Below are 13,349 nucleotides of genomic sequence, written 5' to 3' on the forward strand. Positions count from 1 at the left end.
ATTTTGCTCAACGAGGGTATCCGCGCTTGGATGGCTCCTCAAGATCAACCCCACGAACAATTTGTATTCCCTGAGGAGGTATTACCACGTGGTAACGCTCTCTAATAGACCAAACATATTAGGCGGCACTGGACGCGACCAAGAATCCACCGGCTTTGCCTGGTGGTCTGGTAACGCGCGTTTAATCAATCTATCTGGCAAACTACTGGGTGCTCACGTTGCCCACGCTGGCTTGATTGTATTCTGGGCTGGAGCGATGACTTTGTTTGAAGTCGCTCACTTTGTTCCCGAAAAGCCCATGTACGAGCAGGGCTTGATTCTGTTACCTCACCTCGCTACCCAAGGTTGGGGCGTTGGTGCTGGTGGTGAAGTTATCGACACCTTCCCCTACTTTGTTGTTGGTGTACTCCACCTAATTTCCTCAGCTGTCCTTGGCTTTGGCGGTATCTATCATGCCGTTCGTGGACCAGAAACCTTAGAAGAATACTCTTCTTTCTTTGGTTACGACTGGAAAGACAAGAACAAGATGACCAACATCATCGGATTCCACCTGATTATTTTGGGATGCGGTGCGCTGCTGTTGGTACTAAAGGCAATGTTCTTTGGTGGTTTGTATGACACCTGGGCACCAGGCGGTGGTGACGTTCGGATTATTACCAATCCGACATTGAACCCAGCAGTTATCTTCGGTTATGTACTCAAGTCTCCCTTCGGTGGCGAAGGCTGGATTGTTAGCGTCAATAACTTAGAAGATGTGGTCGGTGGTCACATCTGGGTTGCCTTTATCTGTATTGCCGGCGGTATTTTCCACATTCTTACCAAGCCTTTTGCTTGGTCACGTCGTGCATCCATCTGGTCTGGTGAGGCTTACCTCTCCTACAGTTTGGGCGCTCTGTCGTTGATGGGCTTCATTGCCTCAATCTTTGTTTGGTTCAACAACACCGTTTATCCAAGCGAATTCTTTGGCCCTACTGGTCCAGAAGCTTCTCAAGCTCAGGCTTTGACCTTCTTGATTCGTGACCAACGCTTGGGTGCTAACGTCGGTTCTGCCCAAGGCCCCACAGGTCTGGGTAAATACTTGATGCGCTCTCCAACTGGCGAAATCATCTTCGGTGGTGAAACCATGCGCTTCTGGGATTTCCGTGGCCCTTGGTTGGAGCCTCTACGTGGCCCCAATGGTCTTGATTTGGAAAAAATCAAGAATGATATTCAGCCTTGGCAAGCTCGTCGTGCTGCTGAATATATGACCCATGCTCCTCTGGGTTCTCTGAACTCTGTGGGTGGTGTGGCTACCGAAATTAACTCTTTCAACTACGTATCTCCTCGCGCTTGGTTGGCGACTTCTCACTTCGTACTAGGATTCTTCTTCCTAGTTGGTCACTTGTGGCACGCTGGTCGCGCACGGGCTGCGGCTGGTGGTTTTGAGAAAGGAATTAACCGTGAGACTGAGCCAGTGATGTTTATGGACGACCTAGATTAGGTTGTAAAGTTTATTTCATCACTGATAACTAAATACTTTAGAGGCTCTTGCATAAAAGCAAGAGCTTTTTTTATAGGAAAATTAGTTATCTCTTGATTAAAGTGAGCGACTTACCAAGGTAATTAATACTATGAGTGATTCCAATTTTATTGATGCTTTGCGATGGACATCTGAAGCTAAAGAAAAGTTACAAAATATTCCCTTTTTTGTCCGTTCTCAAGCTAAAGCGAGAATTGAACAGCTAGCTCGTGAAGCAGGACAAGAGATTGTGACAGCAGATTTGGTAGAACAGGCTAGGCTTGAGTTTGGACAATAAAACATTGTGGAGTTTGCAACAATGACAATCGCCAAAAATCGAGCAGACCGAGTAATGCTTTACGATATTAGCTTGGAACACTTTGAAAATTTTTTAAAAGACTTGAGACATCGGGCAGCAAAGTTAGCTTGCGATCGCACTACTTTGGAAATTATCAGACCTTTAGCTGAACATAAAGATTACATTACAAAGAGATAATTAAAGGTGAGTTGAAAAAAGGTAGTCATCGCCGTCAAAAGGCAGAGCCAAGCGACAATCTAAATTAGCAAACTTACCATACTAATCTAAATTTAGGAAATTTTAATTATGTCTAGACTTACAGTTCCACCTAATTTCACAGGCAGTGCTGGTTCCGACACAATAGTAGGGGAAGATTTAAATAAATTTCCAGCAATTGGGATTGATATTTTAACTGGAGGTTTCATTGATACAGGCTCAGGAAAGGACACCATTAAAGGCAACGGCACTGGCGGTAAAGGCCGTGATGGTGCTATTGATAACAACGGCAGCGAAGGCGGTGCTGGTATCGGCATCAGCAATAATGGCAATCTGAATGTTGGGTCGTGCGACGACGCTATCATCGGCAAGGGTATTGGGGGTAGTGGAGGCAAGGGTGCGGACGAGTTTTCTAGCGGCAATGGAGGAGCTGGGAATGGCACTGATGGCGGCGATGGCGGTGCAGGGACAGGCATCCTCAACATTGGCATCCTTAATACTGGGTTCGGTAATGACACAATTAGCGGCAATGGCACTGGCGGCAACGGCAATTACGGCGGCGGTCAATACTATGGTGGCGGCGATGGTGGATTTGGGACTGGCATCAGTAACAGTGGCAGTATAAATACTGGGGGCGGAAATGACACTATTACTGGCACTGCTACTGGCGGCACTGGTTCTGACGCTCGCTATGGCGGCGATGGTGGATTTGGAACTGGCATCAGTAACACTGGACAACTGGATACCGGAGACGGAAATGACGCGATCGCTGGCATCGGTATAGGGGGCATTCCCGGCACTGGAATTGGACCCGGCGAAGGCGGTGTAGGGATTGGCATCAGCAATAATGGCAGTCTCAATACAGGCTCAGGAAATGACACGATCACTGGCACTGGTACAAGTATTAGCGGCGGCTTTTTCGGCTTTGGCGGTACTGGCGGTACTGGAACTGGCATCAGCAACAGTGGCAAACTGGATACCGGAGACGGAGAAGACAGGATCATAGGCACTGGCACTGGTCCTAGCGGCTTCTCTAACGACAACATTGATGAAATTGGCATCCAGAACATGAAAGATGCCACCATCACCACAGGGCAGGGCAACGACACAATTACTGGTTCTGGCAACAGTTTAGTTTCCAACCTCATCGTCATAGGTATCTCCAACGACGGAGTAATTGATACGGGGAATGGTTGTGATATCCTTACGGGACTTGCTAGCACAACAATTAGTGATACTGACTATAGCAGTGGTAGTGGTACTGCCATAGGCATTTTTGGACAAGGAACGATCCGGACTGGCGATGGCGATGACACTATAACTGGCACTGCTCAGGGCGGTAATGGTAGTAATAGCGTTTATTACGGTGTTAACGGCACTAATGGTAGTAATGGAACAGGTATTAATAACAGTGGCAATCTAAATGCAGGGGATGGCAATGACACTATAACTGGCACTGCTCAGGGCGGTAATGGTGGTAGTAATGGCGTTTACGGTGAGAACGGCGGTAATGGTGGTAATGGAACAGGTATTAGTAACAGTGGCAATCTGAATGCAGGGGATGGGAATGACACTATCATCGGCACTGGTCAGGGGGGCAAAGGTGGTACTGGCAAAATACCAGGCGCAGATGGCACTGCATACGGCATTTTCAACGACGGAGTAATTGATACTGGGAATGGTTGTGACATCCTTACCGGACAGGCTACAGCAACAATTGGTGGTACTGCATACGGCATTTATGGAAAAGGAATGATTAAAACTGGCGATGGCAATGACAAAATTACATCCACCAGTACCATCAATGAAGTTAAACAAAAAGTTACTATTGGTGGCGGTATCAACATTGATCTAGATGCTGGAAATGACTACTTCAAAGGGTTTGGTACTGGGACTGTGGATGGTGGAAAAGGTTTTGATACCTTAGACCTGAGTGCTTTCAATCGCTCTGAACTCACTTTTTCTGGTGTAATTTCGGGCAATACCCTAAACCCAGCTAACATCAGCTTCAATAACAATAGAGATGTTATTACATTGTCCACAACAGGCTTTGAGAATTTTATCTTTGCAGATGGCTCTTTGTCCTACAGCACTTTGGTCTGAAACTAAAATTACAACAATCTTAGAGGATGTTTGAAAAGTTCTCTTGTCGGTATCAAAAGTTTTAGATCCCTCAAAATCTCCCTTAAAAAGGGAGATTTTGATTCCAGTTCCCCCCTTTTTAAGGGGAGCCACTGCCATCTTGGGGGTTTTCCCCATGAGCGACTGGCGTGAGTCAGGGGGAATCTAAAAGTGTCTAAAGTCACAGGTAAATACTTTTCAAACAACCTCTTACGAAGAATAATTACGAATTCCAAATTAATATCAACTTGCTCCCACATTCATTGCTGCTAAAAAAGCCTTCTGGCTCACATCTCTGTAAACTGTATTCAAATACTTCATTACTACATCACTCGAAGTTGAATTTACTGCATTTTCCTCTTCCTTCGCTAGGGGTATTGCTCCTAATACATCTAGTACCATCTCATTTGTGGACGGCGCAATCACTACTAATGATGACTCTAGCGGCTCGTTGTATTGCCAGAAAGAGTCAATTTTTACTGAGTATTTATTATTAGGAATTGACTGTTGAATATCGGGCGTTTCTGTAGTATTAGGTTGAATTTTGGCACTACGTAATTGACGTAAATCGCTGATAATTTGCTCTTTGGTGCGTCCGCGCAATTGAAATAGTACAAAGGGGTCTTCACTAAAGCGATCGCCTAACTGATAGTACAGCGCACCAATGTGTTTACAGGGATTTGCTTTATCAGGACAAGAGCATTTACTCTGGACATCACCAAGGGTAAATGGAAATATCGAAAGACCATTTGCTGTGAACACTTCTTCTATATTTTGTGGCATTTCTCCTGCTAGTAATTTGGCAGCAAAAATTGCCTTTTGGGACATGCTTTCAATTACATAACCCCACTGTTCATCGCTAAAAGGTTCAAGGGAAAGGGAAACTTTATAAGGTTCTACTTCACTACCTTGCACTCTAGCTAATACTTTTGCACCTTTAAATTCAATACTCAAAACATTTCCTTGACGAGCATAATTTCTAGCACGTTCTAAACGCTTTTTAAAGCGATAGGAATCTAGTAAATCTAACCATTGTTGTGACCACCATTCTCGACTTGCTTGTAATGTGTAATTAGTCATAAGTCAATTTAAAAACTTAGTAGTCTGCTATATCAGTGCGAGTTCGTAGTGAGCGCTTTAACGCTCAAATCAAGAACTAAAGTCTTTACTACGAAATTATTCTGCATCATCGTCAATTACTGCACTGCGATCAAGTATTAGTAAGTTGCGAAGTTGGTCTGTATCCAGTTCTGTCAACCATTCTTCACCAGCACCCACAACTTGTTCAGCTAGTTGTTTCTTACTTTCAATCATGTCATGAATTTTTTCTTCTAAAGTGCCTGTGCAGACAAATTTATGTACTTGCACATTCCGGGTTTGACCAATCCGAAATACTCTATCTGTGGCTTGATTTTCTACGGCTGGGTTCCACCATCTATCAAAGTGGAATACATGATTTGCTCGTGTTAAATTCAGTCCTACACCACCCGCTTTTAGAGAAAGAATCATAATCGGTGGGCCTTGAGGATCGTGTTGGAAACGGTCGATCATTTCCTCACGTTGTTTTTTGCTGGTGCTGCCATATAAAAAGAATATTTCTCGCCCAAGGTGTTTTTCTAAATAGGGTTTAAGTAACTTACCCCATTCAGCAAATTGTGTGAAAATTAAAGCTCTGTCGCTTTCTGCTAAAACTTCTTCTAACATTTCTTCTAGCCGCAGAAGTTTGGCTGAATTATGTTGCTCTAATGTCGCTTCTTTTAAGTATTGGGCTGGGTGATTGCAGATTTGTTTGAGTTTGATTAGTAAAGCTAAAATCATTCCCCGGCGTTGCAATCCTTCAGCAGATTCAATCTCGACTAAAGATTGTTCTACAATTTGTTGATAAAGGGCAGCTTGTTCACCAGTTAGACCGCAAAATACGGTCATTTCTTGCTTATCTGGTAAGTCTTGAATGATGTCGCGATCGCTTTTCAATCGCCGCAGTATAAATGGTTGTACTAATGAACGTAACTGAGTCAAAGAAGCGGTATCACCATATTTTTCAATTGGCATGGCAAACCGACGCTGGAAAAATTGCTTATTGCCTAAATATCCTGGATTGAGAAAATCCAAAATAGACCAGAGTTCTTGCAGTCTATTTTCTACTGGTGTCCCCGTCAATGCAATACGAAATGTCGCTTCTAATTCCCGAACTGCTTTTGATTGCTTCGCCTCTGGATTTTTCACATTCTGAGCTTCGTCTAAAACAATTATCTGCCAGGAGACACTTTGCAATGACTTGATATCTCGATGAAGAAGTGAGTAGCTAGTAATAATTAAATCGTGCTTTTTCACTGCTTCTAAAAACGCTTTTCCTTTTGGGCGTTTGTCACCGTGATATTGCAAAATTTTCAGGCTTGGTGCAAATTTATTGACTTCTCTTTCCCAGTTGCCTAAAACCGAAGTTGGACAAACTAGCAGTGTTGGATTTTCTAGTACATCCTGTTCTTTCAAGTGCAGCAAAAAAGCAATGAATTGGACAGTGTTATGGCAAATAATATTGTTAGCAACAAAATTATGATGTTCGCTAACTTCAAAGTCATAAACCCATCCATCATACTCTATCTCTTCTATTGATTCTATCCGGCAATAAAATACTTCTTGATCGAGAAGATATTGCAAAGACTGTCTTGTTAAGCTCAACTGTTCTACATCTAGGTTGCTATATGCTGTCAGGGTTTGAGTTGTCCACTTGGAAGGTTTTAGTAGCTGATATTGTTCTTGGGCTTCTCTACTAATAATGCGGTTCATCCCAGCTATTACTCGCTGTAAACTATCTCTAGAAAATTGCTGTGAACCATTAATGTAAACAGTGTTGTGCATCCCAAAATGACGCAACGTAAGTCCCGTTGCTATGACTGTTTGGGCAACCATATCAGAAGCAGGAATTCCTTCAATATTTGTGTTACTGAACAGTTGACAAATTCGTTCTAACTTGCTCTGTTTTTTTGAGTTATTAAAACCAATTTCTTGCAAAAATCTGCGGGCAGAATTTCCTCCAATTACACCAATATAGTAGGTGCGTAAAGTACGAGTTCCATTAGTGGCACACTTCAGTTTGGGCGATATTCGCAACCAAATGCCGAAACGACGCAGTAGTGCAGAAAGTTGCTGAATTAGTAAAGCTGAAGCAGTAGCAATTTCAATACTCCCCATACTCAAAACAACAGCAGATTCAGCATCAAAATAGTTTTGTAAAAATATCCGCACACTATCCAAGTTTGCCTGCATAATGAAGGGCGGAATAGATTTTTCTGCCGATAGTTTACCCCAAACATAACCTTTAGCTTCTAAGAATCGCCGATAGCCTTGGCTGTTAACTCGAAGAGCAGAAACTCTATTAGGGAAGGTAGAGATATTAGGGCTGTTAATTTTGAGGTTATAGCGCTTTTGAATGCGTTGGCAAGTCTGGAGTAGATCCTCTAATACTTTGGTATCTTTTTGGGATATTGTGACTCTTCCCACATCGGGTAGTTCATGTCCTTCAGCAATCTGCCAAGCAAGAAACTTGACTAAATCAGGGTCTTGTGGTTTTCCATTCCAGAGCGTTTTACCTGGGACACAAATGTAATCACCCACCTGTAAGTTATTTGTCCAACCTTTACTTGTCAGTAGCTTATGACGATGAGTGATAGTGATATTACTACCGTCTTCTAAGGTAATTTTTCGTAATTTCTCGCGGACTTGCTGCCGATACAACCGTCTGACATTAGCCTGGACAATTTTGCCAGTTTTTTCATCTATGGAATTAACTAGTAATTGCTCTGTAGGGTTAGCCCAAAATCCTTCGCCGTCAAACTCTGTTTCTTCAGCGTGAGTTGTCCAGATTGTCTCTGCTGTGCGTAACAGTCCATTTACATTTACTAAGGTATCATTTGCTACGCATTTACCGAGTCCCATGTCGTCTGCTAGACATGCACCCAAACCCCAACGTTCCAAGAAGGACAGCCAAGCAGCACCACGTTCTTGATAAGGCCGCAACTGTCCTTTAAAGGCTGCTGGTGTCGGTAAAGGTGCGATCGCTTGATTATTGTTTAGCGCCCCAATTAACTCTTGCAATGCCCCAGATGCCTCAAAGCTAACTACTGGTAATTTTTCAATTACCTGGGTATCCCCTGTACTGAAACGTAAGGCATCCTCTAAGGAAAGTGCCATTTGGTCTTTGCGAGTGGTAAAAAATGTTTGAGCTGTCTTAATATCTTGGGGGCGCAATTCCACCCACTCGCCATTAATTTCTACTAGCGGACTATTTAAAGCCACAAGTTTATCAAACTCAGTTTTAGAAATAGTTTGTCCACCAATTGCCAATTGCCATTGGAAATTTAGCAAACTTTGCAATCCTAAACGTCCCTGTTTTTTCTTTGGAGTTTCAGCAGTAATTTTCAAACCTAAACGATTCGCCCATCCTTCACGGTTCGCTAAACTGGGAGGCAAAATTACTCCTAAACCACTGTCTTCCAACCTCCAAGCTACAGCTTTGATAAACTCATAAGCTTGCATGGGAGTGATCCGAGAAAACTGGGGATATTCGGTTTCAAAACTGGGTGCGATCGCTGGATATAATCGAGAAGCTACCCCCAAACCTCGCAAAAATGTTTCCTGTGGTTGCTCAATTGTCCGGTTTTCATAAACCAATTGTTCAACTGGATTGTTCCAAATAGTTGCCGCATCCACCAAAAACTCAGGATCATCAGCCGCTTGCAAGAAATATGCTAATGTCCAATCTGTTTGGCCAGACTCTGGAGAACGCAGTTGAAAACAAGTACGAAATAGAGTTTTAAGAGTTAATTGGTATTGTAGCGGCATAGTCCAAGCCTTTAATGCCGCTTCCAGTCGTTCCACTTCAATTGCCTCTGCATTAGCTGTACCAGATGCACTAGTTAAGGCTTGCAACCACTGTCGCACGCCACCTGGTAAAGATGCCATCGCCTTAGCTTCCATTGGAGGCTGAGAACCCGCCATTCCTCGCACTTGGGCATCTATTGTACTGTTAAGAAATCCCAAAAGTAATTCTTGAGCTTCGGCTGGAAAGTCTACATAAATTGGGCATTGGACATAGTTATTTTCCTTGTCCCCTTGTCCCCTTGTCCCCTTGTCTCCCACTCCCTCTTGATAAGTCCGACAAACCAACGGCATATTCGCAGAAAATCTTTCTAGACGGGTTCCATCTACAGCACTGTCTAGAAGTACTTGCCACTTAGCGGCAAATGCACCATTTGATTGTCGGTCAATTGTTGGTAAAAACTTACACCGTGAGATTAAATCTAAACTCCATCGGGCAACTTGCGACCAAAAACGTAAATCTCCTCCTAAAAAAGCATCTTCTCCTTTAGCAGCATTTAAGGGAACAGCCGCGAGAAATTTTACTGCTTCACTGGGGTTGAGACAAAAACCTTCAACTCGCCACGGTTGCAAATATTGCGGAGAGTCTGTGTCTAGTTCCAAACTGGCAGAATGTACAGGGAAAATCGCTGTTGTTTCTTCGTAACTGCCTTCTGGAATATAAGTTGGTAAGGCAATGATTTGCGAATACGTTGGTAAACTGGTCTCAGTGGTAGTGGTGGCTTTTCGTGTTCGTCCAATTGTAGCTATGGCTTTGCTTGCCGCAGGCATTGCAACTTGAGGTTGCTGCATGAAGTTGGTAATCGCCATGTTCTGCGAACGCAACCACTCATTCAACTCAACTGATGTCATCGCCAATGGATTTAGTGGTATCTCTCCAGATCCATTAGGCTCGAAATTCACTCGTGGCGATCGCCACGTTTCTCCCCAAATAAATAAACAACCATTTTGATTTTTTATTAACCAATTACAGTGTAAAATCGCCATTTTCTAACTACTCAAGTTTCCCAAATTTCAAGAATTAAAACCGCAATTATTCTAATTTTTGCATCTTATAAAGAAGATTCTTAACTAAAAATTACATATAATTAATTTATTTAATCTCAAAATTATTAATAATGATTTTTCCCATAGTTAAAGTTTTAAAAAACGGGATAATAGTTGAAATAGATTAGGGAGCATCCTCAAGAGCAGGAGGTTGTAAGAGCATTACTCAATATTGTAATTGTTGAAGGTAAAACTTATCCCCAAAAGGAACTTCTATCTCAGGCAGAATTTTCAGCTTACTGGTTGAATAAGGATGCCTTTGTTGTTAGGACATCTGTTGAGGATGCTACATACAAACCAAAAGAAATATTAGGGGCATTTTATTTAAAACCAAACTTCCCCGGTCGGTGTTGCCATATTTGCAACGCTGGTTTTATTGTACAACCTGAGTTACGCGGTCAGGGGATCGGGCGGTTCATGGGAGAAGCGATGCTCTTAATAGCAGTAAACCTGGGCTATGAAGCAGTAATGTTCAATTTGGTCTTTGAAACTAATATACCTTCAATTACACTTTGGCAGTCGTTAGGATTTGAGATCATTGGGCGCATTCCGCGTGCGGCGAAGCTAGGGGATGAACAAATGGTAGACGCGCTGATGATGTATCGTGCTTTGGGTTGAACTACTTATCTATCTTTGTATGTACTAGAAGTCAGTCATAGTGCATAAATGTTAGGATTGCCACAGAAAGAGAATAGCGAAAGAGAAGGGAAAAAAACTGAATGGCAGAAGTTGATAAGTCAATATCCTTCGATGGAAGGGATATTCGACTGAAAGTAGGCCTACTAGCTCCCCAGGCTGGTGGGTCGGTTTTGATAGAATCAGGGGATACATCCGTTTTAGTAACGGCTACGCGATCGCAAGCCAGAGAAGGCGTTGATTTTCTTCCGCTTACAGTAGATTACGAAGAAAGGCTATATGCTGCTGGTAGGATTCCCGGCGGGATCATGCGGCGCGAAGGTCGTCCACCAGAAAAAACAATTCTCACCAGCCGTCTTATAGACCGTCCCATGCGTCCCCTGTTCCCCTCATGGCTACGGGATGACCTGCAAATTATTGCCTTAACACTGTCGATGGACGAGTTAGTTCCACCCGATGTGTTAGCAGTTACAGGCGCTTCAATCGCTACCCTGATTGCCCAAATTCCTTTTAATGGGCCAATGGCAGCAGTGCGGGTTGGTTTAGTGGGAGATGATTTCATTATTAACCCCACTTATGCAGAAACTGAAGCTGGAGACTTGGATCTGGTAGTAGCAGGTTCACCACATGGCGTAATCATGGTGGAGGCGGGAGCCAATCAGTTGCCAGAGCGAGATATTATCGAGGCGATTGACTTTGGTTATGAAGCAGTGCGGGACTTAATCAAAGCGCAGCAAGATTTAATTGCAGAACTGGGTTTGGTAATAGTGCAAGAAGCACCACCAGAAGTAGACCAGACACTAGAAAATTATATCCGCGATCGCGCTAGCGGTGAGATTAAGAAAATCCTCGCTCAATTTAGTTTCACCAAACCCGAACGCGATGCAGCTTTAGATGTCGTTAAGGATGAAATTGCTGCGACGATTACCGAATTGCCTGAAGAAGACCCAATTCGAGTTGCCGCAACTGCAAATAAGAAGGCACTTGGTAACACTTTTAAAGATATTACCAAACACTTCATGCGGCGACAAATCGTTGAAGATAACATCCGCGTTGATGGTCGTAAACTCGATGAAGTGCGTCGTGTTTCTTGTTTAGTTGATGTGTTACCAAAGCGAGTCCACGGTAGCGGTTTATTTAACCGAGAACTAACTCAGGTATTATCCACTTGTACTTTGGGTACACCTGGGGATGCTCAAAACCTTAACGATGACATGCAGCTAGATCAGCACAAGCGTTATCTGCATCATTACAACTTCCCGCCGTTCTCAGTCGGAGAAACCAAGCCAATGCGGGCCCCAGGAAGGCGTGAAATTGGTCATGGCGCATTAGCAGAACGAGCGCTATTACCTGTAATACCGTCAAAAGAACAATTTCCCTACGTGATTCGCATCGTATCGGAAGTACTTTCCTCTAACGGTTCCACCTCAATGGGTTCAGTGTGCGGTTCGACCCTCGCTCTGATGGATGCTGGTGTACCAATTCTCAAACCCGTCAGTGGTGCAGCAATGGGTCTGATTAAGGATGGGGACGAAGTGCGAGTCCTCACCGATATTCAGGGCATTGAAGACTTTTTGGGCGATATGGACTTTAAAGTTGCCGGGACGGATACCGGGATTACCGCCCTGCAAATGGATATGAAAATCTCCGGTTTGTCGTTGGATGTTATTTCCCAAGCCGTTCATCAAGCTAAAGCAGCCCGGTTGCATATTCTGGAGAAAATGCTCGCCTGCATTGACACGCCACGAACTGAAACCTCACCTTATGCCCCACGTCTGTTAACAATCAAGATTGATTCAGACATGATTGGTCTGGTAATTGGGCCTGGAGGCAAGACCATTAAGGGGATTACAGAAGAAACTGGTGCAAAAATTGACATCGAAGATGATGGCACCGTGACAATTTCTGCCGTAGATGAGAACAAGGCGAAGAGAGCCAGAAACATCATCCAAGGCATGACCCGCAAGTTACACGAAGGCGATGTCTACGCAGGACGCATCACTCGAATTATACCGATAGGTGCATTTGTAGAATTTCTGCCTGGAAAAGAAGGGATGATCCACATCTCACAACTAGCTGACTACCGCGTTGGCAAAGTTGAGGATGAAGTAGCGGTGGGCGATGAAGTGATTATCAAAGTGCGCGAAATTGATAACAAAGGTCGGATTAATCTCACTCGCTTGGGTATCCACCCAGATCAAGCAGCAGCAGCACGGGAAGCTGCGGCGGTGAATCGGTAACTCGATTTGGGATTTTAGATTAGATAAAATCTAAAATCCGCGATGCCTACTGTGAAGGCATCGCCGTATGCTTCTCTAATTAGTTACAATCTTAACTTGATAGCAATAAGACAGTTAATATAAAACTAATGTTTGATTTCTGAAAAAGCTCGGTACAAATTGAAAAGCCTAATTCCCTATTCCCTACTCCCTACTCACCACTCCCCGCCCACGTAGATAATTTCAAAAATCAAATACGATTCCTATAAGTGTTTTAACCTCATCTATACTTTTTCAAAATTAATACATTATTTATATTATTTTGACAAGTCGTAATTAAAGTAATTTTAACTACACCTTTTATCTATTTACAAATTTAGTAAATTGTCTGATTATAACGACACAAGACAAAACGTAAATTAACAAAACTTTT

At 43.3% G+C, this 13,349-nt stretch carries 7 protein-coding genes and 1 pseudogene; 6 read left to right on the plus strand and 2 right to left on the minus strand.

The genetic code is table 11. The features are described 5' to 3' along the window. The first annotated feature begins 88 nt into the window (after positions 1-88). From psbC to RMZ43_RS31805, 4 genes are all read left to right on the plus strand, one after another. Positions 89-1,480 (plus strand): photosystem II reaction center protein CP43, encoded by a 1,392-nt coding sequence (psbC, locus tag RMZ43_RS31790; protein ID WP_322651184.1) that lies wholly within the window; start codon positions 89-91, stop codon positions 1,478-1,480. Positions 1,481-1,610: 130 nt separating this feature from the next. Continuing rightward, complete coding sequence (locus RMZ43_RS31795; protein WP_190731868.1) at positions 1,611-1,796, plus strand: PCP reductase family protein; 186 nt, start codon at positions 1,611-1,613, stop codon at positions 1,794-1,796. Positions 1,797-1,817: 21 nt separating this feature from the next. Further along, positions 1,818-1,994 (plus strand): hypothetical protein, encoded by a 177-nt coding sequence (locus tag RMZ43_RS31800; protein WP_322653325.1) that lies wholly within the window; start codon positions 1,818-1,820, stop codon positions 1,992-1,994. Between the two features lie 108 nt (positions 1,995-2,102). Then, complete coding sequence (locus tag RMZ43_RS31805; protein WP_322653326.1) at positions 2,103-4,115, plus strand: beta strand repeat-containing protein; 2,013 nt, start codon at positions 2,103-2,105, stop codon at positions 4,113-4,115. A 261-nt stretch (positions 4,116-4,376) separates the two neighbouring features. Here RMZ43_RS31805 and RMZ43_RS31810 read toward each other — a convergent pair whose 3' ends face one another. After that, a complete protein-coding gene (locus tag RMZ43_RS31810; RefSeq protein ID WP_322653327.1) occupies positions 4,377-5,213 on the minus strand; it encodes an SWIM zinc finger family protein in 837 nt (278 codons plus the stop codon). Between the two features lie 96 nt (positions 5,214-5,309). Continuing rightward, positions 5,310-10,001, minus strand: coding sequence for an SNF2-related protein (locus RMZ43_RS31815; RefSeq protein WP_322653328.1), 4,692 nt, complete (start codon positions 9,999-10,001; stop codon positions 5,310-5,312). Between the two features lie 131 nt (positions 10,002-10,132). On the opposite strand from RMZ43_RS31815, the pseudogene RMZ43_RS31820 reads away from it, so the two are divergent. Further along, positions 10,133-10,679: pseudogene (locus RMZ43_RS31820) on the plus strand (N-acetyltransferase family protein). 101 nt (positions 10,680-10,780) lie between these two features. Next, the gene (locus RMZ43_RS31825) at positions 10,781-12,937 is read left to right on the plus strand and encodes a polyribonucleotide nucleotidyltransferase (RefSeq protein WP_322653329.1); all 2,157 of its coding nucleotides are present in this window, start codon (positions 10,781-10,783) and stop codon (positions 12,935-12,937) included. The last annotated feature ends 412 nt before the right edge of the window (positions 12,938-13,349 follow it).

Origin of the sequence: Nostoc sp. CmiVER01, assembly GCF_034531135.2 — a bacterium.
GTDB lineage: Bacteria > Cyanobacteriota > Cyanobacteriia > Cyanobacteriales > Nostocaceae > Nostoc.